This is a genomic window from Halomonas sp. KG2, assembly GCA_030440445.1.
Taxonomy (GTDB): domain Bacteria; phylum Pseudomonadota; class Gammaproteobacteria; order Pseudomonadales; family Halomonadaceae; genus Vreelandella.
In genome coordinates this window covers 3,485,093-3,509,121 of record CP098528.1, presented here as the reverse complement: position 1 = coordinate 3,509,121, position 24,029 = coordinate 3,485,093, and the positions used below count along the sequence as shown (strand labels likewise).

Sequence of the window (24,029 nt, the reverse complement as noted above, 5' to 3'; positions counted from 1 at the left end):
ACATCAAATGTCGAAGGTGTGGGTAATACGCATCGATAAATCGATCGATTTTAGGTCTTTGGTAAGTGCGCCGCTGGAAATACAGTCAACACCAGTATCGGCAATTGCCTTTAATGTGGCTGCGCCGACATTGCCAGAGGCCTCAAGTGTTGCCCGCCCACCATTTATTTCGACGGCTACATGTAAGTCTTCTAAGGCGAAATTATCGAGCATGATAATGTCTGCCTTTGCGGCCAGTGCCTGATCAAGCTCCTCAAACGTTTCCACCTCTACCTCTACTGGCAGGTCACTTGCCAGTTTACGAGCTTGCTCAACGGCTGCCTTAATACCGCCACAAGCAGTAATATGATTCTCTTTAATTAAGAAAGCATCCCACAATCCTATACGATGATTATGTCCACCGCCGCAGGTTACGGCGTACTTTTGGGCGAGGCGCATTCCAGGCAACGTTTTACGCGTATCTAGTAAACGGACATTAGTGCCTTCAATTAAATCAACATAATGTCGTGTTGAGGTAGCTGTGGCAGACAATGTTTGCAGCATATTTAGGGCCGCTCGTTCACCGGTCAGTAGGCTGCGAGCAGGCCCTTCTAGCTCTAAAAAACACTGATCTGCTTGAAGAGAGTCGCCGTCTGCTGCCTGCCAACGTAGCGTAACGCGGTTATCTAACCGTCGAAAAATCTCATCTACCCAAGCAACACCACAAAGTACTGCGGGTTCACGCGTAATGATGCTGGCGGTTGCCCATTGGTTCTCAGGGATTAGCTGCGCTGTAATATCGCCAGGGCCAATATCCTCAGCTAGTAAGCGGGCTGCGCTAGCGCGTATCTCTTCGGCAAGAGCGTTTTCATAATGCATGGCGGTGAGTTCTCTAGGCGTTATTGAGTGTGTTGGGCATTATAGTGAAAGAGAATGCCAACGTAGAGAAGAGTGTATCTGTTATGAAAAGTACAGCCTTTGATGGGCAGTGGCCAAGCGCTAGACAAATGGCATCACCCAACTGCGATCAGCGCCCCAATAGTGAGGTCTCGCTACTGCTTATTCATGCGATTAGTTTGCCGCCCGGTCAGTTTAGTGGTGATGCCATTGAGGCACTGTTTACTAACCAGCTAAATTCAGCAGAGCACCCCTTTTTTGCTGAGATTGCACATCTTAGGGTATCAGCTCACTTTCTGATTCGTCGCGATGGCGAGTGCTTACAGTTTGTTGATACAGATCATCGCGCCTGGCATGCCGGGCGCTCATGCTGGCTGGATCCGTATCAAAAGGCGTGGCGAACAGCCTTAAATGACTTTTCAGTGGGTATTGAGCTGGAGGGTGACGACGTGACCCCTTTTACCAAAGCGCAATATCAAAGGTTAGTAGCGGTAACTCAGTGGCTAATAGCGCGCTACCCACAGCTGGATAAGTCACGCATTACCGGTCATGCTCACGTGGCTCCACTGCGTAAAACTGATCCAGGGCCAGCCTTTGACTGGGCTTATTATTATCAACAGTTAGATGCTTAGCGCTGGGTTAATAAATTTGTAAAAGAACGTTGGAAATTTAATTAAGTACTTCACTCGTAAGTAAATAAAACGGTAGTTTGGCTACATTTTTGAGCGTTTGGTAGATTCGTCTAAAGTCTTACTATTTTTTTATGTTGCGGTGCAATAGTCTGTTTTCGATAGCCTTTTAGGGCTTGCTGGAATTGGCAGAGTGACGACTTTGCGGTATCTTCTCATATACAAAAGGCTAACTTTTACGACAATTGTGTAGCTTTACTACATCGAAAAGTACGTAGCTTGTTGAATGTAGAAAGAAAACATCTACACGGCGCTTAGGCGTCGGCGTTTTATCGGCCTGTGGTGGCTAAACACCGCAGCCGCCCCAGGCCCTAAGGGTTGGCGGGGCTCATTGTCATTTATCGTCATTCGGAGAGACCTCTATGAGTCTGGAGACAAGAGAAGATCTCGATCCGCTCGAAACCACGGAGTGGCTGGAATCCCTGGAATCAGTACTGGATCGTGAGGGCGAAGATCGTGCCCGCTACCTGATGACCCGCTTGGCGGATCGCCTGCGCCGGGACGGGATGAAGGTACCCTTCTCGGTGACAACCCCGCACCGGAATACGATCCCTGTGCATCGCGAAGCACCGATGCCCGGCGATCTGTTTATGGAGCGCCGCATTCGGTCGTTGATTCGTTACAACGCCATTGCCCAGGTCATCCGTAATAACCGCGCCAACCCCGGGCTGGGCGGCCACATTGCCAGCTTTATGTCGTCGGCCACGCTGTACGATGTTGGCTTTAACCACTTCTTCCGCGCCCCCAAAGGCGATTTTGAAGGCGACCTGATTTACATCCAGGGCCACGTTGCCCCGGGGATTTACGCGCGTTCCTACTTGGAAGGCCGTTTATCAGAAGAGCAGATGGACAAATTCCGTCGCGAAGTCGACGGCGATGGCCTCTCTTCCTACCCGCACCCGTGGCTGATGCCGGACTACTGGCAGTTCCCCACGGTGTCCATGGGCCTTGGCCCGATTCAGGCCATCTATCAAGCCCACGTGATGAAGTACCTGCATCACCGTGAGCTGAAAGACATGTACGACCGTAAGATCTGGTGCTTCATGGGTGACGGCGAGTGTGATGAGCCGGAGTCACTGGGCGCGATCTCCCTAGCGGGGCGTGAAAACCTCGATAACCTGATCTTCGTTATCAACTGCAACCTGCAGCGCTTGGACGGTCCGGTGCGCGGCAACTCCCGCGTCATGGACGAGTTCGAAGGCGTATTCCGTGGTGCCGGCTGGAACGTCATCAAGGTGGTCTGGGGGCGTCACTGGGATCCGCTGTTCGAGAAGGACAAGAAAGGCATCCTGCAAAAGCGCATGGATGAAGCGGTCGACGGTGAGTACCAGAACTACAAGGCCAACGGTGGCTCGTACACCCGTGAGCACTTCTTCGGTAAGTACCCCGAAACCGAAGCGATGGTCAACGACCTGTCTGATGAAGACATCTGGAAGCTCAACCGCGGTGGTCACGATCCGTTCAAGGTCTACGCGGCCTACCACGAAGCGGTCAACCAGACCAACGGTAAGCCCACGGTCATTCTGGCGCATACCGTCAAAGGCTACGGCATGGGCAGCGGCGATGGCGAAGCCGCCAACGAGTCCCACCAGGTCAAGAGCATGGAGTACGAGGCGTTGCGTAAATTCCGCGACCGCTTCGGCATTCCGCTCACCGACGAGCAGCTTAAAGATGTGCCCTATTACAAGCCGGAAGAAGACTCTCCCGAGCTGAAATACATGCACCTGCAGCGGGAACGCTTAAACGGCTACCTGCCGAGCCGCCGCAGTGACTTTGAGGCGCTGGAGATCCCCAGCCTGGACGACAAAACCTTTGCCTCGCAAATGGTCGGTTCCAAAGGGCGCGAAGTCTCGACCACCATGGCGTTCGTGCGCGTGCTGAACGGCCTGGTGAAGGATAAGAAGCTCGGCAAACATGTCGTCCCGATTATTCCTGACGAAGCGCGTACCTTCGGCATGGAAGGCATGTTCCGTCAGCTCGGCATCTACACCTCGGAAGGTCAGAAGTATGAGCCGGTCGATAAAGGCCAGATCATGTTCTACCGCGAGGATCAGAAAGGCCAGATTCTCGAAGAAGGGATTAGTGAAGCCGGTGCCATGTCCGCATGGATTGCCGCCGCGACGTCCTACAGCAACAACAACGTCACCCTGCTGCCGTTCTACGTCTACTACTCGATGTTCGGCTTCCAGCGCATTGGTGACTTGGCCTGGGCCGCCGGTGACCTGCAAGCCCGCGGCTTTATGGTCGGCGGCACCGCCGGGCGTACCACGCTCAACGGTGAAGGTCTGCAGCACCAGGATGGCCACAGCTTGATTCAAGCCTCCACCATCCCCAACTGCCGCAGCTACGACCCGACCTATGCCCACGAAGTGGCGGTCATCCTCCAGGATGGTCTGAAGCGCATGTTCTCCGACAAAGAGAACTGCTTCTACTACCTGACGGTGATGAACGAAAACTACGAGCACCCCGCGCTTGAGAACGTGCCTACCGACGATATCGTCAAAGGCATGTACCTGCTCAACGAAACCCAGGGCGATAAAGGCCGCGTGCAACTGCTGGGCTCCGGCACCATCCTGCGCGAAGTCGAAGCGGCTGCCGAGCTGTTGGCCAACGACTGGGGCATTGGTGCGGATATCTGGAGTGTGACCAGCTTTAACGAGCTGCGCCGCGAAGCGCTGCTGCTGGAGCGTGAAGGCTTCCTGAACCCGGACGCTGAGGCCAACAAGCCCCACGTGACGAAGTGCCTGGAAGGCCGTGACGGCCCGGTGATTGCCTCCACCGACTACATGAAGCTCTACGCCGACCAGGTGCGTGCCTGGGTGCCGAGCGAGTACACCGTGCTGGGCACGGACGGCTTTGGCCGTTCCGACACCCGCGAGAAGCTGCGCTACTTCTTTGAAGTAGACCGCTACTTCGTCACCGTGGCGGCGCTACGCGCGCTGGCAGACCGTGGTGAGCTTGATCGCAAGCACGTCGGCGAGGCGCTGAAGAAGTATGGCATTGATGCCAGCAAGCCAAACCCGCTGACCAGCTAAACCGCTGCCCGGCGGGCAGAAGCCCGCCGGCTCGATCCGATTTGGAAGGAGCGCGACCTTGAGTAGCGAAATCATCAAAGTTCCCGATATCGGTGGCGATACCGATGTCGAAATCATCGAGATTGCGGTGTCAGAAGGCGACGTCATTGAAGCGGAAGACACCCTAATCACCCTGGAATCCGACAAAGCCAGCATGGACGTCCCGGCCCCGAAAGGCGGCAAGGTGCTCAAAGTGCTGGTCAAAGAAGGCGATACTGTCTCCGAAGGCGACGACATCGTTGAGCTGGAGGTTGAAGGCGGCACAGACGGTGGCGAAGAGACGTCAGCCCCCGCGTCTGACAGCCAGCCCAACGACGCGCCAGCGAAACAAGACAAACCAACGCAGGAAGCAGCCCCCGCACCGGCAGCGAAGAAAGCCAGCGGCGGCAAGCAAACCGTTGACATCAAGGTGCCTGACCTGGGCGGTTCCGACAGCGTTGAAATCATCGAAGTCGCCGTCAGCGCCGGTGATGAGGTCAACGCCGAAGACACCCTAATCACCCTGGAGTCGGATAAAGCCTCCATGGACGTGCCCAGCCCGCACGGTGGTAAGATCGTTGCGCTCACGGTAAAAGAAGGCGATACCGTCTCGGAAGGCGACGTGATCGGCCAGATGGAAATCGCTGGCGAAGGCGGTGATGCATCGGCTGAAGAAGATGCACCGCAGCAAGCCGCTAGCCAAGCCAGCAGCGAGCCGGAAGCAGCGGCTGAAGAGCCGGTCGTTGAAGAAGATAGCGGTAGCGGTGAGCCTGAGCGCAAAGAGATTCGTGTACCTGACTTGTCGGGTTCTTCTGACGTGCCGATTATCGAAATTGGTGTGGCGGCAGGTGATGAGGTCAACGAAGAAGACCCGTTGATCACTCTGGAATCTGATAAAGCGTCGATGGACGTGCCGAGCCCTTACAAAGGCAAGCTCTTAGAGCTTACTGTGAAAGAGGGTGACACCGTCTCTGAAGGCGATGTGATTGGCTATATAGAAGTAGCCGGTGCCAAGAAGGCAGCCCCTAAAAAAGCGGCGCCGGAGAAAGCTCAGTCCTCTAGTGCCAGTCAGTCAAGTGCGAAGCCTGCCGCTTCACCAGAAGGCACGCCTAGCCCTGAAGCGCAGATGGCCTCTCATAAGCCCCGCGATGGGAAACTGGTACACGCAGGCCCCGCAGTACGCATGCTGGCACGTGAGCTCGGCGTAGACCTCGGTCTTGTTAAGCCTAGTGGCCCGAAAGATCGGGTGCTGAAAGAAGATGTGCAGGCCTACGTGAAACAGGCCATTGCCAACCAAGGTAAAGCACAAACAGCGGCTGCCCCTGCGGCGAGTGGTGGTGCTGGCATTCCCGCGATACCGGAAGTTGACTTCAGTCAGTTTGGCGACGTAGAAGAGAAGCCGATGGGTCGCCTGCTGAAAATGGGCGCGACCAATCTGCACCGCAGCTGGCTTAACGTGCCTCACGTGACGCAGTTCGACGAGGCCGACATTACCGAGCTTGAAAGCTTCCGTAAGGCCATGAAAGCCGAGGCTGAAGCCCAGGGCGCCAAGCTGACACCGTTGCCGTTTATGGTCAAAGCCTGTGCCTTTGCACTGCGTAAATTCCCCCAGTTCAACGTCAGCCTGAAAGGCGACGGCGAAACGCTGGTATGGAAAAACTACGTGCATATTGGGATTGCCGTGGATACGCCGGATGGCCTGATGGTGCCGGTGGTGCGTAACGCTGATAAGAAATCCTTGATCGAGATAGCCAAGGAGATGGCGGAGCTAGGCAAGAAAGCGCAAACCAAGAAGCTTAAGCGTGATGAGATGACCGGTGGCTGCTTCACCATTTCGAGCCTTGGCTCGATTGGTGGCACCGCGTTCACACCGATCGTTAATGCGCCGGAAGTGGCGATCCTGGGGGTATCGAAAGCGCAGATGAAGCCGGTATGGGATGGCAGCGCCTTCCAACCGCGCTTAATGATGCCGCTCTCGCTCTCCTATGATCACCGGGCGATTAACGGTGCGGATGCTGCCCGCTTTACGGCCTTTCTGGCCGATGTGCTGACGGATATTCGCCGATTGCTGCTGTAATCGTCTCGCAGTAAGCCACAAGCGGCGCCCAATAGGGCGCCGCTTGTGTTTAAAACAGTTCAGTAGGTCTGCAAAGAAGGGGTGACCAAAGTACAAGAAATTGCCACCTGACTGTTTTTGCTTAAGAAAATGTTAAAAAAATGCGTTATCAGGCTTTTGGGGAGTTGTGTCATCCGAACGGCACGGTTATTGTCAGTCCATTATTCAAAAATTATTCATATCTAACGACTAACATTCAAGGAGCAGTGCCATGCGTTTAATCCTGTTGGGTGCCCCCGGCGCGGGGAAGGGGACTCAGGCTCAGTTTATCTGTGAGCAATTTAAGATCCCTCAAATTTCCACCGGGGATATGCTGCGCGCGGCCATCAAGGACGGTACCGAATTGGGGCTCAAAGTAAAAGAGATTATGAATAGCGGCGGTTTGGTGTCCGACGATGTCATTATCGATCTTGTTAAAGAGCGTATTAGCCAACCCGACTGTGAAAATGGTTTCTTGTTCGATGGTTTTCCGCGCACCATCCCGCAAGCCGATGCGATGAAAGAGGCTGGCGTTAAGCTGGACCACGTGTTGGAAATTGCCGTACCAGACGAAGAAATTGTTAGCCGTCTTGCGGGGCGTCGTGTGCATCCGGCATCTGGGCGTGTTTACCATGTCGACCATAATCCGCCCAAAGAGCCGGGTAAAGATGATGTGACTGGGGAAGCGCTGATTCAGCGTGAAGATGATCAAGAATCTACCGTGCGCAACCGTCTGTCGGTTTATCACGACCAAACCGCACCGTTGGTAGACTATTATCAGCAGTGGGCGAAAGAAGACCCTGAGGCCGCGCCGCAGTATCATCGCGTAGAAGGCGTAGGCAGCGTGGCTGACATTACTCGGCAAGTGAAAGAAGCGCTTTGCTAAGTAGCACATGCTAGTGAATGTCACGATGGCCCGCAGGTTACCTGCGGGCCATCGTCGTTGAGGCCGCGTAAAGGTATAATGACGGTCTATTTTATGGAGTGCAGAATCGATGTCATCGTTATACCTTCTCGCACTGGACGCATCTTCTAGTGCCTGCTCTGCGGCTTTATTGCGCCAGCAGGGTAGCCAGCGTGAATGCTTGGCGCGTTTCGAGATGACGCCAAGGGCCCATACCCGGCGCTTAATGCCGATGGTGGATGACATTCTCGCTGAGGCCAATATTTCTACGCAGCAGCTAGATGCGGTTGCGTTTGGGCGTGGCCCTGGCTCATTCACCGGCTTGCGCATCGCTGCCGGTGCAGCGCAAGGCTTGGCGTTTGGGCTGGATCGTCCATTGTTGGGTATTTCCACCTTGGAAGCGCTCGCGCTTCAGGCCCATCGCCGCTACCATTTTCGTCATGTAGTGACCGCGTTAGATGCCCGTATGGGCGAAATCTATGCGGCTACTTGGCACTGTTTAAATGACACGCTTAGCTTGCAAAGTGACGAAGTAGTCGTGGCGCCTGCTAACTTTTGTTTGCCTGCGGAGGAGACCGACTGGGTAGGCGTGGGCTCGGGGTTTACGCTGTGGGATGACTTTGCGTTAAGCCTACAAGCCAACATGTCTCAGCACCTCACTGATCTTGAGCCACGGGCCGAAGAGATGGCATGGCTCGCCGCTCGTGATTTGGAAGCGGGGTTGGGTCAGGCAGCCCATGAAGCACAGCCAGTTTATTTGCGCAACGACGTGGCCTGGAAAAAGCCAGCATGAGCCACATGGCAAGCCCAGAGACGCTTGTGCTGCCTTCGGGGTTAGCACTTAGTTACGTTGATGGCCAATTGGCACTGTCAGGTGATGAGCGCCAATACGGAAAACCGCTTAGCGTGGATTTTGCCGCTGGAAAGGCAGCCCATCGCCGTCAGTTTGGTGGTGGTCGCGGGCAGTTAGTGGCAAAAGCCTGTGGGCTTGCTAAAGGCATCACACCTAACGTCGTGGATGCCACGGCTGGTTTGGGTCGGGATGCATTTGTACTGGCAAGCCTGGGCGCAAATGTCTTATTAATTGAACGTGTCGCGGCGATTGCCGCGCTGCTTCAGGATGGCCTCGCGCGTGCCGCAAGAACAGAGTCGACAGCAGAGATTGCCTTGCGTATGACGCTCCGCCATGGTGATGCCGCTGAGCAGTTGGCTGCCCTTGTGGAAAGCGCGGCCTTTGATCCTGAGGTTGTTCATCTTGATCCGATGTTTCCGCACCGTGAAAAGTCGGCGTTGGTCAAAAAAGAGATGCGCGTGTTTCGAGAGCTGGCGGGAGATGACGATGATGCACCGCGCTTATTAGAAGCTGCGCTGGATGTAGCGACGCATCGAGTAGTGGTCAAGCGCCCCCGTAAAGCACCCCCTATCGGCGGTCCCGCGCCGCAGCATACGCTGGAAGGTAAAACGAGCCGGTACGATTTGTACGTCCATCGTTCGCTAACTCGTCGCTGAGCCGTTTCATCAAGAGAAGGAGTCTCTATGCAGCACGTGTGGCGTGAAGGCAACCGCACGACTCTGTTGCCGGAAGCAACGCGATTTTTGCCAGCTATGTTTGATGCGGTTAGTCAAGCGGAGTACTACGTGCTGGTGGAGCTCTACTTGATGGAGTCAGGTAAGTTAGCCAGCCAGATGAGTAATGCGTTGATCGACGCTGCTGAGCGCGGTGTAAAGGTGTATTTGCTGCTCGATGGTTATGGCTCTATGGGATTGGAGCACCGTGACCGCACACGCCTAGAGCAAGCAGGTGTCGCATTACGGTTCTTTAATCCCATCGGTTTTCACTCGCTGGCTCGCAACTTAAGCCGTGACCACCGTAAAATTGTTGTCGTGGATGGAGAGATTGCGTTTACCGGCGGATTTGGCGCGGTGGATGAGTTTCTGGAAGCATGGTACGAAATTGCGGTGCGCATCGAAGGCCCGGTGGTTGCTGATTGGGAAGGGCTTTTTCGCCGCTTATGGCGCTCCCGGTTAACACGGCAAGAAGGTGGTGGGCGGGCTAGCGCGGCGTTGCCGCCACAGCGGACAGCCGTACATTATGCTGATGGCATACGCGGCCGAGTGATGTCAGCGAGGGGTTATCGTTACCAAGCTATTCGCCACTCGCTCCATGCGCGGGTAAATCAGGCAAACAAGCGGCTTTGGCTATGTACACCTTATTTTGTGCCGACCTTCACGCTGCGCCGACGCCTGATTCGGGCAGCACGGCGTGGCGTGGATGTTTGTTTACTATTACCGGGCAGTAAACATGACCACCCAGGCGTGCGCTATGCAGGACAACGGTTTTACCAAGCGTTGTTAAAAGCCGGCGTGCGGATTTTTGAGTTCCAGCCCACGTTTATTCATGCCAAGTTTGTGTTAGCCGATGACTGGGTCAGTCTTGGCTCATGTAACTTCGACCATTGGAATCTGCACTGGAACCTTGAAGCTAATCAAGAAGTAGAAAACCAAGCCTTCGCCAAACAAGTTCAATCGCTGTTTGAGCGTAACTTTACCGCCAGTCAAGAAGTCGATGCTGCCGCCTGGGCCGCACGGTCCTGGCGGCAGCGAGCCCGAGAGTGGGTCTATGGCGTAGTGGATGGTATTGTCACCCGCCTTAAATAATGTGCGGCTAACAATCGGCTATCGACGCTTTTTACCTTTGGCCGGGGTTTTCTTGCGTGGCTTAGGTTTCGGCGTTTCGGGGGGCACGCGGTAGTGAAGATAAAGGTCCAGGACTAATTCTGGCAATTGGGCAACAAAGGTTTCCTGACTGGCCTGATCTTGGGCCATCTCAGCCATTTCTGGCTCATCATCGAATAAACCTGAGAGCGACATAAAGGGCAGCAGTAGCGTGGCGGCAGCCTCTTCGTCATCTTGAAACCATGCGCTTTCGTCGCTAAAGACACCTTCCATAAACCCCGCGCACCAGTCGCCGATAGGCGTTTCTTCAGCGGGGATGCCATCGAGCGTTAGCTCGAAGGGTAGCTCTGGTAAACCACCTTGTTCAAGCACTGCGACGGCGTTGTCACGTAGCAGTGTTAACAGTTGGATAATCTCGTCTCGCTCGGCATCATCCCGATAACTTGGCTCTCCCTGAAACAGCTCAGCTAGCCATTGACTGGTGGGTAATTCGCTAGGGGCAACTGCCAGCGCCACTAAAAAGCCATGGGCAGAGATAAGATCCAGCGCATCTTCGCCGACCTGCTCTGAGTCGAGAAAGTCATCCAATCGATCAAGTTGCTCGTCATCAAGTAGCGGCTGAGGTGGGGTGGTATTGGGCGACGTTGCTGCGGGAACGTTATTGCGCTCTGCCATAAGGGGCCTCATCATAAAAATCGTCTTTGAGAAAAAGATGTTGATCGGCAACACTCGTTGGCAACATCGTTACTGGTTAGTTTATCACTAATGAAGACTTTACCACTGCCCCCATGGCCTGCTGAAAAACTTGCAACACTCTCTTCAGAGGCGCTCATGCACGCCGTGCGAGACAGAACTGATGAAGCGTTAAGACGCTGCCAAGAAGTCTATCCTGCACTGCCAGCGCCAAAGGTGTGGTTCGACCTAAAAGGTGCCTCAGCAGGGCAGGCGCATCTAGGGCGTGGCGGGCTGCGTTTTAATCCTGTTTTACTGAGCAATAATCGGCAGGCGTTTTTTGACGAGGTGATTCCCCATGAAATGGCGCATTGGTTAGTCTTTCATTTAGCCAATGGCACGCGGCTCAAACCGCATGGTCGAGAATGGCAAGCCGTCATGCGAGACCTGTTTGGCCTTGAGCCTAAGGTGACTCATCGCTTTGATGTTCAGGATGCCCAGTCTCGGCCATATTATTATCAATGTGGCTGTCAAACGCATTGTTTCACAGCCAGGCGTCATTCTTTAGTGGTAAAGGGGCGTCGCTATCGCTGCCGCCATTGTGATCAGACCTTGGTCTACAGTGCTTTTAGAAAACCTTGAAAGTGCTTTAACTTATTGTTTTTAATATTTAAAATGTTAATACCAATGTCTAAAGGGAAGCCGGCGTTGGGAGGTTTATGCTAGGTAAATATTAAGCGCGTCGGTGCGACTAATAATAATACCGACACCATTTTCTAGAGAGTGCAATTTCACGGACAGAGGCAACTTCATGAGCGAGCATAAAAACGTCTATCCAGTGCGCGATAGTATCGCTGCCAGTGCATGGGCTGATAAAGATAAATATGCGGCAATGTATCAGCAGTCCATGGACGACCCGGAAAGTTTCTGGGCTGAGCAAGCAAAGCGTCTGGATTGGATCAAGACGCCAACCAAGATTAAAAACACCTCCTTCGCACGCGATAATGTTGATATTCGCTGGTTTGAAGATGGTGAGCTAAACGTTAGCGCCAACTGTCTAGATCGCCACTTGGAGAAGCGTGGCGACCAAACGGCGATTATCTGGGAAGGGGATAACCCTAACGATTCAAAACACATTACTTACCGCGAGCTTTATGAGCGCACTAACCAGCTGGCCAACGGCCTGAAGTCGCTGGGAGTTAACAAAGGCGATACAGTGACGCTGTATATGCCGATGATTCCCGAGGCGGCCATGGCCATGTTGGCATGTGCCCGTATTGGTGCTGTGCACTCTGTTGTGTTTGGCGGCTTTTCGCCGGATGCCGTCGCTCAGCGGGTAATTGGTGCTGATTCTAAACTGGTGATCACAGCTGATGAGTCGGTGCGTGGTGGTAAACACGTCCCCCTTAAGGAGAACGTCGATTCGGCGCTGACGCGCGATGGCACCGATGTATGTAAAAACGTATTGGTGGTGAAGCGTACAGGCGGTGATATTGATTGGCAGGAAGGTCGTGACATTTGGTTTGACGAGCTGGTGGATAAGCAGTCTACCGAATGCCCAGTTGAGGCCATGAATGCCGAAGATCCACTGTTTATTCTCTATACCTCTGGGTCAACTGGTGCGCCTAAGGGCTTAAAGCATACCACTGGCGGCTACCTGACCTACGCCGCGATGACCCATCAGTATGTTTTCGACTATCAAGAAGGTGAAATTTACTGGTGTACAGCGGACGTAGGCTGGGTGACGGGCCACAGCTATATCGTGTACGGACCGCTTGCCAATGGTGCAACCACGCTAATGTTTGAAGGCGTACCGAGCTACCCAAGCCATGGCCGCATGGGCGAAATTGTCGATAAGCATCAGGTCAATATCCTCTATACCGCGCCTACCGCTGTCCGTGCCTTAATGGCGCATGGTGATAACGTGATGGACTCTAGCAAACGTGATTCATTGCGCTTGCTGGGTTCTGTGGGCGAACCTATCAACCCAGAAGCCTGGGAGTGGTTCTATCGCGTTATTGGCAATGAGCAGTGTCCTATTGTGGATACTTGGTGGCAAACCGAAACGGGCGGCATTATGATCGCGCCACTTCCCGGTGCTACAGATCTAAAGCCTGGTTCTGCGACAACGCCCTTCTTTGGTGTGAACCCCGCGCTGGTGGATAATGAAGGCCATAAATTGGAAGGCGAGACGGAAGGCAATCTAGTCATTCTCGACTCCTGGCCGGGCCAAGCGCGCTCCATTTGGGGCGACCACGAACGCTTTGTACAAACCTACTTCTCTACTTACGACGGCATGTATTTTACTGGGGATGGCTGTCGTCGGGATGAGGATGGCTATTACTGGATTACAGGGCGGGTTGACGACGTGCTTAACGTCTCAGGCCACCGTATGGGCACTGCTGAAATAGAGTCGTCTCTGGTTGCTCACTCGGCAGTGGCAGAAGCCGCCGTCGTTGGCTTCCCGCACGATATTAAGGGCCAGGGCATCTATATCTATGTAACGCTCAATGATGATGTTGAGCCCACGGATGAACTCAAGAAAGAGCTGACTCAATGGGTACGTAAAGATATTGGCCCGATTGCATCGCCAGATGTAATTCAGTGGGCGCCAGGGCTGCCAAAAACACGTTCTGGTAAAATTATGCGGCGCATTTTACGTAAAATTGCAGCTAATGAGTGTGACGGCCTGGGCGATACCAGCACGCTGGCTGATCCGTCGGTGGTGGACGAACTCATCGAGCATCGTGCCAACCAGTAATGCTCTTTGCCCCCAGTTATCTTTCTAATGGGGGCACTTTTAAATGACGGATGTCATTCATTTGCTATGTTAAATAAGGCAAACTGGACAGATCCGTTGCAGTGCCGGCCATGGAGCCGGCACTGTTATTTCTGTTTGGATGACGTATCTATGACAAATAGTGCATGTGATGCTTGGGAATGACGAAGCCCATGGGGTACCATGCTTCAACCGTATGAGCCTAGCGTCGCGGCGGTAGTCAACCCCGCTGCTCGAGGAACCGGAGGAATATCCATGGCAGTAGCCCATAAGTTTATCGTCGCAGACGACCATCCGCTGTTTCGTGCAGCGCTCACTCAGGCGTTGCGCCAGTTAGCCCCCCAGGCTGAGATTGTCGAAGCCGACACCATGGAAGCCACCACTGAGGTCGTTAATCGACATCCTGATGCTGATTTGATTTTGCTAGACCTCCATATGCCAGGAGCGCATGGCTTCTCAGGTTTGATTCAATTGCGTGGCCAGATGCCCGATATTCCGGTGGCGGTTGTTTCAGGCAGTGACGAGCCCTATGTAGTACGTCGTGCCATCGATTACGGCGCGTCAGGCTTTATTCCTAAATCTTCCTCGCTACAGTTGATTGCTGAAGCAGTGGGGGAAATTCTGCAGGGGGAAGTTTGGCTGCCAGAAGCGTTGGCGAACGTCTTAGATGAAACCAGCGAAGAAGAGTCGCGTTTTGCGGAGGCAATTGCCTCACTGACGCCGCAGCAGTTTCGTGTGCTCAATATGCTGACGGAAGGTTTGTTGAATAAACAGATCGCCTATGAGCTTAGCGTCTCAGAAGCCACTATTAAGGCCCACGTGACGGCTATTCTGCGCAAGCTGGGAGTGCACTCGCGCACCCAGGCTGTTATTGCTGCTCAGAAACTTGAAGTGGAACCGCCAAAAGTTTCTTCTTGAAGGGTAAGTTGGATTCCCGATAACCCCCTTCGGGAATGACGGTGTGGTGCGTCTATCTCGCGGCTCCGTCATTCCCGCGTTCCTCACCACTGTGTCATTCCCGCATGCTTTTAGCGGGAATCCATTTTGAAGCAGGCTCCTAGGCATCAGCGAGAAAGGTCAAAGTGGATTCCCGATAACCCCCTTCGGGAATGACAGTGTGATGCATCAATCCGCCGTATCATTACGTTTTCCCTCCTGCTCGGCTAGCCTGAAGGGTACGAGTTAAAAGCGCGCGTAGCGCGGCGGGTTTGACCGGCTTAAGCAGCAGTTGATAACCCGCACGCTTGATCTCCTCGGCCACCGCTTCCGTACGGTCGGCGGTAATCACAATGCCCGGTACGGCTCCCTCAAAGCGCTCGCTGAGTGCTTCGAGTGCCATCAAGCCCGTGACTTCGTTGTCCAGGTGATAGTCGGCCAAAATAGCGTCGGGGTCGCCGTCCATGTTGCGCAGAATCGATTTTGCGCCGCCAATGCTGGTCGCCGTAAATACTTCACATCCCCAGCCGCTCAGCATGGCCGTCATGCCCTCTAAAATGAGCGTTTCGTTATCGATACACACAATGCGGGTACCCGCTAACTTATTACCGCTACGGCGGTTTTGAGGTTCCTGGTCCGCTAAAGTCACTTCAAGGGCGGCAACAATGGGAACGCTGACGCAGAATGCAGTCCCCACCCCTACCCAGGATCGAACCTTAATTGGGTGGTCAAGTACACGGCTCATACGATCGGCGATTGAGAGGCCTAAGCCGAGCCCTTTCTCACTCTCTTTATGGCGTGAAACTTGATCCAACCGGCGGAACTCTTGGAAAATTTCCGTTAGCTTAGATTCAGGAATACCTGGCCCGCTATCCCATACCTCTATGGAAAGCCGTCCCGCTTGGCGGCGGCAGCCTAGAAGTACACGACCTTCTTGGGTATAGCGAATCGCGTTGGATAGAAAGTTTTGTACAATCCGGCGAAGCATCTGCGGATCGGAATCTACCCATTGTTGCGTCGGTACGACGACAAGATCCAGCCCACGGTCATCGGCCATCACTTCAAATTCGGCACGCAATGGGCGAATAATATCTGCGAGTGCAAAATGGCTGCGTCGCGGTGTAAGCGCACCCGCATCAAGCTTTGAAATATCTAGCAGAGTGCCAAGCAGCTCTTCAGCGGCTTGAAGTGAGTTATCAATATGGCTGATGGTGCGCTGGGTGTCGCTAGCGGTGACGTTCTGCATTAATGCAGAGGTAAACAGCCGGGCTGCGTTCAGCGGCTGGAGCAAGTCATGACTAGCGGCAGCCAAAAAGCGCGTTTTGGAAGCGTTAGCATCTTCAGCTAACTGTTTCGCTTGGCGCAGCGCTTGCTCTGCTTCAGCGCGCACACGGTTCTCTTGGCGCAGCGCCGCGTTGGCCTCGGAAAGTGCTTGCGTGCGCTCGCGAACGCGCTCTTCCAGGGTTTCGTTGGTCACTTTTAAGGCGATTTCGGCTTGGCGGCGCTCGGTAATATCTTGATAAAGCGCGAAGAAGCCTAAAATCGATTGGCTATCACCAAAGTGGGGCGTATAGGTGACCAGCATATAGCGCATGGCATCATTAACGCGCATTGAGACTTCAAAACTAACGCGTTCGCCTGCCAGTGTTCGTTGAACCCACGGCATGCGCTCTTCGGCTTTTTTAACCGGTAATACGTCTTCGTAGCGGCGCCCAATCACGGCATTACGATCTATGTCGAAAGCTTGTTCGTAGGCGCGGTTGGTAAATAGATAACGGCACTCTTTATCAAAGTAGGCAATCAGCGCTGGCACATTATCGGTGTAGATACGGATGTTGTTTTCAGAGCGGATCAGCGCCTCTTCGATGCGCTTCTGCTGAGTAATATCTTGATAGGTATAGACAAAACCACCACCAGGCATCGGGTTGCCTTGGACTTCCAATACGCTGCCATCTTGGCGATAGCGCACATAGCGGTGAGGCTGGCCGTCGCGAATGTTGTCGAGCAGCAGTTGGACGTGCTCTTCCGGGTCTCCTGGGCCATATTCGCCGCTGTGCGCGTTGTAGCGAAAAATACGATCTATGGGGGCGCCGACCCGTATCAAGTGATCAGGGAAGCGGAACAGCTCTAAATAGCGCTGGTTCCACACCACCAAGCGCAAATTCTGGTCAACCACGCTAATACCCTGGTTGATGTTTTCAATGGTGGCTTGCAGTAGTGCGCGGTTGAACTCTAAGACTTGAGAGGCTTCATCAACGATTGAAATGACATCTGAAATGCCGATGCCGCGCCCCTGAAGCGCCGAGTTAACGACTATGCGTGCTGACGATGCGCCTAACACTGACGCAAGAAAGCGCTCAGTAAATTGGATGACGTCGATAGACGCCCGTGAACTATCTTCCATGGGTTTTCCCGCGCGGCGTGCGTAATCCTCAAATGCACGATCCACTTGGTCTGCCCCAAGAAAACGCTCACACAGCACTTTAAGGTCACCGACAGTGGTGGCACCTGTCCATGGGCGGTTTACGGATGTTTGACGAGTTTCTACGCTATCGACAAACAGCGATGCCTGAATACGCTCGACGACCCGCTGAGAAGTCACCTGTGACACAAAGATATAGCAGAACAAGTTGATGCCCAGCGACAGCATGACTCCGTGGGTAAATGGATCGCTGAGGTTTAAGCCAAAGAGGGTTGTCGGCGATAGCCAATTAAGCCCTAAGGGGCCGCCCGCCAGCCATGCTTGAGGCAGTACTCCGGCATTGATCATAGCCGGCATTAACAAGCTGTATGCCCAAATCGCAAAGCCTGCGTTCATGCCAACAATAACGCCGAGGCGGTTACCGCGCTTCCAATACAGCCCGCCGATGAGTGCGGGGGCAAACTGAGCGGCGGCCGCAAAGGACAGCATGCCAATTGAGGCCAACGAGGTGAATTCGGCAATGAGCTGATAGAAGCCGTAAGCCATTGCCAATACAGCAACAATCGTCAGGCGGCGCGCGCGGAGTACTAAGCGGCCATAGTCACGAGCTTTTGTGTCGAACCAACGCAACCTAAATAGTGCTGGGATCACAATTTCATTAGAAATCATGATGGATACTGCCACTGCCGCCACAATAACCATGCCTGTCGCGGCAGAAAATCCGCCAATAAAGGTGAGCAGGGTCAGCCACTGCTGGCCAGACGCCATCGAAAGAGCAAGTACGTAAGTATCAGGCTCAACCCCGCTTTCCGAAAACAGCAGTAGACCGGCTGCCGCCAAAGGCACCACAAAAAAGGCGACTGCGAGTAGGTAAAGAGGAAATAGCCAGCGTGCTTTCGTTGCATCATCTGGGTGGGTGTTTTCCACTACTGCCACATGAAACTGGCGAGGCAGGCAAAGTATGGCGAGCATGGCGAGCAGCGTTTGCGCCCAGAAGCTTTGGCCAAAATCTTGATTGGCTAGTTGGCGCTGCAACTCCAGTTGGCTTTCAGCGTGGCCCATTAGTTCGCCTAGGCCATCAAACATGCCCCAGGTAACAAAAGCGCCAAGGACGACAAACGCTAGCAGTTTTACAAGAGACTCAAATGCTACCGCATGAATCAGCCCTTCGTGATGCTCTGTCGCGTCCGTATGGCGAGTGCCAAAAAGGATAGCGAAGATTGCCATGACAATAGCGACATAAAACGCTGTGTCGCCAAACAGCGGCGTATGGGTCATATCCGCTGCGTCGGTGAGAACGCTAAAGGTGGTAGACACCGCTTTTAACTGCAGGGCAATGTAGGGCAGGGTGCCAATGAGGGCAACTAAACTAGCAAACGCTGCAAGGGATTGGGTTTTGCCGTAGCGGGAAGCAATAAAGTCAGCGATTGACGTGACGTTTTGGTGCTTGGCAACACGAATCATTTTTGCCAGAACAGGCCAAAACAGTAAAAACGTTAAGATTGGCCCGACAAAGATACTGGCGAATGACCAGCCAGCCGTGGCTGCTTGCCCCACTGCGCCGTAAAACGTCCACGAGGTGCAGTAAATGGCCAATGCCAAACTGTAGATGATTGGCCGTCGGCGGCTGGCGCCGTGAGTCCGTGCACGGCGATCACCGAACCAGGCAATTCCAAACAGCACCGCAATGTAAAGCAGTGATACCGCGACCAGCAGACCGCCATGAAACATGTCGTCTCCCCACGTTGAAGGCTTCGCCTAGCGACGATCTAATATCAAATAACGATCATCTAAATAAAGCCCCTATTCTAGGCGAAGGAGGGGCATCACGTCTGCTGGTCGGCGGCAAGTTGGCAAACGGTTGTTAACAAAGGCGCGGTTTCCCTCAGTGTGCGGCGCTCGTTTAATTCAGCGTCGCCCGTCTCTGGATTCAGGGGGACTATCTCGCGGTGAGCGCAGTTCAACACATAAGGCTGAGTAGTCAGTATATCGGTATGGCGGCGTTCGAATTGATAGAGAATAAATTCGGCAATTAACTCATCGTCAATGTGACGAGCGCGCACATTGTCGCTATCAACGATGCTGAATTTAGTCGTCATCGGAAACACAAAGGTCCATGGTCGCCACACGGCGCTAGACGTATCGCTGGAAATGACGATGGCAGTTTCAGGTAGTTGAGAGCGCTTGTGTTCAAACCAGCTGTATTCGGTTGAGACCTGATACCCCAGCATACCCAGGCCACCAAAAACGGGCACAATCCATTTAGGCAGCCGTTTACGGCTAAGCGTCCTAAGTAATAGGCCTATCCCTGCGGCGGCAAGCCCTGCAAATACAGCGGCAACAAGATGCCAGATCATAAAATATCCTTTCTAAATGACATCGGGCTCCCCTAAGGAAGCCCGATGAGAAGTATCGATTCCGAATCTAATGGCAGTGTGCCAAAGAGGAGGATTCGATTATGACTTAGTGGTCGACCGCGACACCAGCACCTTTCGGGTAGCGAACGCTTTCTACCAGGTCTTGAATCTCCTGCGGAGGCTCTTCCGTTGCGCTAGAGACAGTAAACGCAACCGCAAAGTTAATCATCGCGCCTATTGCACCGAAGGAGAGTGGTGAAATGCCCAAGATCCAGTTGTCTGGCGTGTTAGCCAGCATGTTGGTGCCGGGAACGAAGAACCAACCGAGATAGGTGAAGATATAGAGCAAGGTGCAGATCAGACCTGCCAGCATGCCGCAAATCGCGCCTTTGCTGTTCATGCGCTTGGAGAAAATGCCCATCATCAGCGCTGGGAACAGTGAGGCACCAGCGATACCAAAGGCAAGTGCAACCGTCTGCGCTGCGAACCCGGGTGGATTAAGCCCAAGGTAGGTAGCCAGAAGAATCGCGCCGCCCATTGAAATACGTGCTGCCAGCATTTCACCCTTCTCAGAGATCTTCGGATTGATCATTGTTTTGATCAAATCGTGACTAATGGCTGACGAGATGGCCAATAGTAGACCCGCCGCTGTTGAAAGAGCCGCAGCGATACCGCCTGCTGCAATAAGGCCGATAACCCAGCCCGGCAAGTTGGCAATTTCAGGGTTAGCTAGTACGAGAATGTCGTTATTAACGGTTAGCTCGTTACCTTCCCAGCCACGATCAGAAAAGTCGACAGCATCGTTGTACATTTGGATGCGGCCGTCGTTATTGAGATCGTTAAAAGTAATAAGCCCAGTTTCTTCCCAAGTGCGCACCCACTCAGGGCGGTCTGCGTAGAGAATCGGATTGAGGGCGGCTTCTTCGTAGTTCTCTACCTGCCCCGCCATCTCTGGATAGACGGTGGTAGCCAAGTTCAAGCGTGCCATGGAGCCAACCGCGGGGGCGGTGAGATACAGCAGGGCAATAAACACGAGTGCCCAACCAGCGGACCAGCGTGCATCAGCAACTTTCGGCACAGTGAAAAAGCGAATAATAACGTGGGGTAAACCAGCAGTACCCACCATTAGCGACAGAGTAAACAGCACCATGTTCAGCTTATTATCGACGTCGGCGGTATAGTCGCGGAAACCAAGCGCAGTAACGACTTCATCCAACTTGGTCAGCAGCGGAATGCCAGACTCCGTATGGGTACTGAACATACCGAACATCGGAATTGGGTTGCCGGTTAGTTGCATGGCAATGAACACCGCCGGAATAGTGTAGGCGATGATAAGTACCACGTACTGAGCAACCTGCGTGTAGGTAATACCTTTCATGCCGCCAAAAACGGCGTACAGGAACACAATCAGCGCTGCGATCCAGATACCCCAGGTGTTACTGACTTCCAAGAAGCGCGAGAAAGCAACGCCAGCACCGGTCATTTGGCCGATAACGTAAGTAACAGAGGCAACGATCAAACACACAATCGCGACGAAGCGCGCAGTGTTGCTATAGAAGCGGTCACCAATAAAGTCGGGCACTGTAAACTTGCCAAACTTACGCAGGTAAGGCGCTAGCAGCATTGCCAGGATAACGTAACCACCTGTCCAGCCCATCAAGAAGGTGGAGTTAGCGTACCCGCCAGATGCTAGCAGGCCGGCCATTGAAATAAACGATGCAGCTGACATCCAGTCAGCGGCAGTCGCCATACCGTTGGTGATAGGGTGAACGCCGCCACCGGCAACGTAGAAGTCTTTGGTCGACCCGGCTCGAGCCCATATCGCAATCCCGATATAGAGCGCAAACGACGCGCCGACAAATAATAGGTTAATGGCAAACTGGCTCATACTGGCTTACTCCCCAAGGCCGAATTTTGCATCGAGTTTGTTCATTCTCCAGGCATAGAAGAAGATCAGTACGATGAAGGTGAGGATGGAGCCCTGTTGAGCGAACCAAAAGCCCAAGTCAGTCCCACCAACGGGAATGCCCGCTAGCAGCGGACGAAAGAGGATGGCACATCCATAAGAAACGAACGCCCAAACGGCCAAGCATCCAAAGATTAATCGGACGTTGGCTTTCCAGTATTCAGCAGCGTTGGATTTGTCATCTGCCATTGTGGTGCTCTCCAGTTGTGATTTTTAGGGTTGGAAAGTTAACTCAGGATAGCGTGTGATCCATTAGGGCAATCCTTCATAGAAAACCGCTCTTTTAGTTGTCTGCGATGATTTAGTGCGATTAGACGCATATCATCTTGTTGGTTAAGTTGCTCTGCTGGTTAATGGTTTGGCAAGGTTTTCTTCAGTGCCTTGATAAGTGTTTAACAAGTGCCACGTGAACATCCTGTATAGCCCGTTGTTAATAGTGGGCAATAATTGCAAAAAATAAATCCCAGACTTTGGTATCAATGAGCTTTCAGTACGTATTGTGATGTTTATTTTTGAAAATAAACACCTGTTTTTGAAGTTTTTTTAGCTTTTTTATCTAGGTGATAGGACGATGGTCTATGGGTCGCTTAAAAGCAATGTTTGCTACTTTTAATAGGTGGTATATTAAATGGCCAAGTTTGCTAGTTCGTGTCGCTACTTTGGTCGCTAAACAAACGTCTTTGCGACGTTAGCGGTATAGCAAAAGGTATAATAAAGGCGCTGGTTAAAAAGCAATCAAACCTTAAGCCATTGTGTTCTTCATCGCGATTAACTGGGGTCACTCATGATTGACGTTGATCTTTCCCAATTGCCCTTCACATTAATTGATGATGAAGGGCGTGACCACGTTCGTCGTGGTATGGACATCGCCTATTTTGATCGTGATGAAATTATTATCGAGATGGGGCAAGCGGGTGAATCAGTATTTTTGATTCACAAGGGCGAAGTTGCTGAACTGGATCCTACCCTGCCAGCGTCCAGTGCACGGATTGGGCACTACACGGCTGGTGATCTGTTTGGCGCCATTAGTATTCTGAATGGCAAAAGCCGCTATCGCTTCCAAGCTGAGCAAGAGTGCTTGTGCTATGTGATGCCCAAGGCGCTATTTATAAAACTATGCCGTCATCATCCTGACTTCGAAAATTTCTTCAAACAGTCGCTATCTCACAAAGCGCGGTTAATGACTGAAAAGCGTGCCGAAGGCGGCGTGACCATGGCCGGTTTTATGTTGGCTAAAGTCAGCGAATGTATGCGTGAACCTCTTATCATGGATGCATCGACAGATATTGCCAGCGCGGTGCGTCAGCTCAACGATAGTCATGCAGATAGCTTGCTAGTCAAAACCCAGGGCGAGTTTGGCATTGTCACTAAAACCGATTTGCTCAATGGTGTCGTGCTGAATAACTATGAACATACAGCGCCCGTTGAGGATGTTGCCCATTTCTCGTTGGTGACCGTTACCCCCCATCAATACTTATTTGAAGCGCTCGTGCTGATGACGCGGCATAAAGTAACGCGGGTGGTGGTTATGGAACAGGGCGCCCTGAAAGGGGTGGTGGAGCTAACGGATGTACTTAGCTATTTTTCGAGCCGTAGCTATGTCGTTAGTCTGCAGGTGGAGCAGGCAAATAGCTTAGAAGCATTGGCGGCTGCCAGCCAACGCACGCCAGAATTGGTGAATGCGCTTATGGCGCAAGGGGTCAAACTACGTTTTGCCATGGACCTACTGGCCGCGTTGAATGGCCGAATCATCAATAAAGCGTGGTCATTTGTTATTCCTGAGCAGTATCACTCCCAAAGTTGCCTAATGGTGATGGGGAGCGAAGGGCGCGGCGAACAAATTCTTAAAACAGATCAAGATAATGGCCTGATTTTAGCCGATGACAGCCAATGGCCTTCGCTTGCCGAAGACATGAATGTGCTTACTCAAACGCTGATTCAGCTCGGCTATCCACCATGCCCAGGTAATATCATGGTGTCTAATCCTGAATGGGTTGGCACTGTGTCGCAATGGAAAAACAACATTGCTAAGTGGGTGAGTGCAAGAGATGGCGATAGTCTAATGAAGCTGGCGATTTTACTGGATGCCCATGGTGTGGCTGGTAATCCGCAATTGCTAGACAGTGTGCGTGCGGAGCTGTTTGAACGCTGCTCACGGGATGAGCTATTGCTGTCCTACTTTGCGCGCGCTGCACTGCGTTTCTCAACACCGCTAACGCTATTTGGCTCCTTAAAAAAGCCCCAGCATGGGATCGATATTAAAAAAGGCGGTATTTTCCCCATTGTTCATGGGGTGCGCACAATGGCCCTCGAGCGACGCATTAATGCTACTTCCACCTTAGATCGCTTGGACGCTTTAGCAGAAGATGGTCGTCTTGATCGCCGTTTTGCTGACGACCTGGGCGAGGCGTTGGCGCTGTTTACCGAACTACGTTTAAAGCAGCAATTGCAGACAGCAGAAGCATCGACTCAGCAGCGTAGCAACCGTGTGGTGGTGCAAGAACTCTCGTCCCTTGAGCGTGACCTGTTGCGTGAGGCGCTGCATATCGTAAAAGATTTTAAACAGCGGCTCTCCCATCGTTATCATTTGGAGTATTCGTGAGC

At 53.0% G+C, this 24,029-nt stretch carries 17 protein-coding genes; 11 read left to right on the top strand and 6 right to left on the bottom strand.

Annotated features, from left to right (window positions below; translation table 11 throughout):
• Positions 1-3: 3 nt before the first annotated feature.
• Positions 4-858, bottom strand: coding sequence for a carboxylating nicotinate-nucleotide diphosphorylase (nadC, locus tag NDQ72_16330; protein WKD27596.1), 855 nt, complete (start codon positions 856-858; stop codon positions 4-6).
• A gap of 83 nt (positions 859-941) precedes the next feature.
• Here nadC and ampD point away from each other — a divergent pair, with 83 nt between their 5' ends.
• From ampD to NDQ72_16295, 7 genes are all read left to right on the top strand, one after another.
• Positions 942-1,508 (top strand): 1,6-anhydro-N-acetylmuramyl-L-alanine amidase AmpD, encoded by a 567-nt coding sequence (ampD, locus tag NDQ72_16325; GenBank protein WKD27595.1) that lies wholly within the window; start codon positions 942-944, stop codon positions 1,506-1,508.
• Between the two features lie 419 nt (positions 1,509-1,927).
• Positions 1,928-4,600, top strand: a complete 2,673-nt coding sequence (gene aceE, locus NDQ72_16320; GenBank protein ID WKD27594.1) for a pyruvate dehydrogenase (acetyl-transferring), homodimeric type — start codon at positions 1,928-1,930, stop codon at positions 4,598-4,600.
• A gap of 58 nt (positions 4,601-4,658) precedes the next feature.
• Positions 4,659-6,695, top strand: coding sequence for a pyruvate dehydrogenase complex dihydrolipoyllysine-residue acetyltransferase (aceF, locus tag NDQ72_16315; protein ID WKD27593.1), 2,037 nt, complete (start codon positions 4,659-4,661; stop codon positions 6,693-6,695).
• A gap of 250 nt (positions 6,696-6,945) precedes the next feature.
• A complete protein-coding gene (gene adk / locus NDQ72_16310; protein ID WKD27592.1) occupies positions 6,946-7,599 on the top strand; it encodes an adenylate kinase in 654 nt (217 codons plus the stop codon).
• Between the two features lie 109 nt (positions 7,600-7,708).
• On the top strand, positions 7,709-8,410 hold the full coding sequence (tsaB, locus tag NDQ72_16305) for a tRNA (adenosine(37)-N6)-threonylcarbamoyltransferase complex dimerization subunit type 1 TsaB (GenBank protein ID WKD27591.1): 702 nt from the start codon (positions 7,709-7,711) through the stop codon (positions 8,408-8,410).
• The gene (locus NDQ72_16300) at positions 8,407-9,126 is read left to right on the top strand and encodes a class I SAM-dependent methyltransferase (GenBank protein WKD27590.1); all 720 of its coding nucleotides are present in this window, start codon (positions 8,407-8,409) and stop codon (positions 9,124-9,126) included. Before tsaB ends, NDQ72_16300 begins: the two co-directional genes overlap by 4 nt.
• A 27-nt stretch (positions 9,127-9,153) precedes the next feature.
• Positions 9,154-10,275: a phospholipase D-like domain-containing protein gene (locus tag NDQ72_16295; protein ID WKD27589.1), complete on the top strand. Its 1,122-nt coding sequence runs from the start codon at positions 9,154-9,156 to the stop codon at positions 10,273-10,275.
• Positions 10,276-10,293: 18 nt separating this feature from the next.
• On the opposite strand, the gene NDQ72_16290 is transcribed toward NDQ72_16295, so the two are convergent.
• Positions 10,294-10,968 carry a YecA family protein gene (locus NDQ72_16290; GenBank protein WKD27588.1) on the bottom strand — a complete coding sequence of 225 codons (675 nt, stop codon included), beginning with the start codon at positions 10,966-10,968 and terminating at the stop codon, positions 10,294-10,296.
• Between the two features lie 90 nt (positions 10,969-11,058).
• Here NDQ72_16290 and NDQ72_16285 point away from each other — a divergent pair, with 90 nt between their 5' ends.
• The 3 genes from NDQ72_16285 to NDQ72_16275 all read left to right on the top strand — a co-directional run bounded on the left by NDQ72_16285 (position 11,059) and on the right by NDQ72_16275 (position 14,662).
• Positions 11,059-11,607 carry a SprT-like domain-containing protein gene (locus tag NDQ72_16285; protein WKD27587.1) on the top strand — a complete coding sequence of 183 codons (549 nt, stop codon included), beginning with the start codon at positions 11,059-11,061 and terminating at the stop codon, positions 11,605-11,607.
• A 169-nt stretch (positions 11,608-11,776) separates the two neighbouring features.
• Positions 11,777-13,726, top strand: coding sequence for an acetate--CoA ligase (gene acs / locus NDQ72_16280; protein ID WKD27586.1), 1,950 nt, complete (start codon positions 11,777-11,779; stop codon positions 13,724-13,726).
• A 273-nt stretch (positions 13,727-13,999) separates the two neighbouring features.
• The gene (locus NDQ72_16275) at positions 14,000-14,662 is read left to right on the top strand and encodes a response regulator transcription factor (protein WKD27585.1); all 663 of its coding nucleotides are present in this window, start codon (positions 14,000-14,002) and stop codon (positions 14,660-14,662) included.
• Positions 14,663-14,885: 223 nt separating this feature from the next.
• Here NDQ72_16275 and NDQ72_16270 read toward each other — a convergent pair whose 3' ends face one another.
• The 4 genes from NDQ72_16270 to NDQ72_16255 all read right to left on the bottom strand — a co-directional run bounded on the left by NDQ72_16270 (position 14,886) and on the right by NDQ72_16255 (position 21,614).
• Positions 14,886-18,833: a PAS-domain containing protein gene (locus NDQ72_16270; protein ID WKD27584.1), complete on the bottom strand. Its 3,948-nt coding sequence runs from the start codon at positions 18,831-18,833 to the stop codon at positions 14,886-14,888.
• A gap of 95 nt (positions 18,834-18,928) precedes the next feature.
• Positions 18,929-19,459, bottom strand: a complete 531-nt coding sequence (locus tag NDQ72_16265) for a hypothetical protein (protein ID WKD27583.1) — start codon at positions 19,457-19,459, stop codon at positions 18,929-18,931.
• A 106-nt stretch (positions 19,460-19,565) separates the two neighbouring features.
• Positions 19,566-21,347: a cation acetate symporter gene (locus NDQ72_16260; protein ID WKD27582.1), complete on the bottom strand. Its 1,782-nt coding sequence runs from the start codon at positions 21,345-21,347 to the stop codon at positions 19,566-19,568.
• A gap of 6 nt (positions 21,348-21,353) precedes the next feature.
• Entirely contained in the window at positions 21,354-21,614 is a 261-nt protein-coding gene (locus NDQ72_16255) for a DUF4212 domain-containing protein (GenBank protein WKD27581.1), read from the bottom strand.
• A 595-nt stretch (positions 21,615-22,209) separates the two neighbouring features.
• Between NDQ72_16255 and NDQ72_16250 the strand changes: the two genes are divergently transcribed.
• Entirely contained in the window at positions 22,210-24,027 is a 1,818-nt protein-coding gene (locus NDQ72_16250) for a DUF294 nucleotidyltransferase-like domain-containing protein (GenBank protein ID WKD27580.1), read from the top strand.
• The last annotated feature ends 2 nt before the right edge of the window (positions 24,028-24,029 follow it).

Coding starts and splice junctions, on each gene's coding strand:
- nadC (WKD27596.1), bottom strand. CDS start 858: ATGCATTATGAAAACGCTCTTGCCGAAGAGATACGCGCTAGCGCAGCC.
- ampD (WKD27595.1), top strand. CDS start 942: ATGAAAAGTACAGCCTTTGATGGGCAGTGGCCAAGCGCTAGACAAATG.
- aceE (WKD27594.1), top strand. CDS start 1,928: ATGAGTCTGGAGACAAGAGAAGATCTCGATCCGCTCGAAACCACGGAG.
- adk (WKD27592.1), top strand. CDS start 6,946: ATGCGTTTAATCCTGTTGGGTGCCCCCGGCGCGGGGAAGGGGACTCAG.
- tsaB (WKD27591.1), top strand. CDS start 7,709: ATGTCATCGTTATACCTTCTCGCACTGGACGCATCTTCTAGTGCCTGC.
- NDQ72_16300 (WKD27590.1), top strand. CDS start 8,407: ATGAGCCACATGGCAAGCCCAGAGACGCTTGTGCTGCCTTCGGGGTTA.
- NDQ72_16295 (WKD27589.1), top strand. CDS start 9,154: ATGCAGCACGTGTGGCGTGAAGGCAACCGCACGACTCTGTTGCCGGAA.
- NDQ72_16290 (WKD27588.1), bottom strand. CDS start 10,968: ATGGCAGAGCGCAATAACGTTCCCGCAGCAACGTCGCCCAATACCACC.
- NDQ72_16285 (WKD27587.1), top strand. CDS start 11,059: ATGAAGACTTTACCACTGCCCCCATGGCCTGCTGAAAAACTTGCAACA.
- acs (WKD27586.1), top strand. CDS start 11,777: ATGAGCGAGCATAAAAACGTCTATCCAGTGCGCGATAGTATCGCTGCC.
- NDQ72_16275 (WKD27585.1), top strand. CDS start 14,000: ATGGCAGTAGCCCATAAGTTTATCGTCGCAGACGACCATCCGCTGTTT.
- NDQ72_16270 (WKD27584.1), bottom strand. CDS start 18,833: ATGTTTCATGGCGGTCTGCTGGTCGCGGTATCACTGCTTTACATTGCG.
- NDQ72_16265 (WKD27583.1), bottom strand. CDS start 19,459: ATGATCTGGCATCTTGTTGCCGCTGTATTTGCAGGGCTTGCCGCCGCA.
- NDQ72_16260 (WKD27582.1), bottom strand. CDS start 21,347: ATGAGCCAGTTTGCCATTAACCTATTATTTGTCGGCGCGTCGTTTGCG.
- NDQ72_16255 (WKD27581.1), bottom strand. CDS start 21,614: ATGGCAGATGACAAATCCAACGCTGCTGAATACTGGAAAGCCAACGTC.
- NDQ72_16250 (WKD27580.1), top strand. CDS start 22,210: ATGATTGACGTTGATCTTTCCCAATTGCCCTTCACATTAATTGATGAT.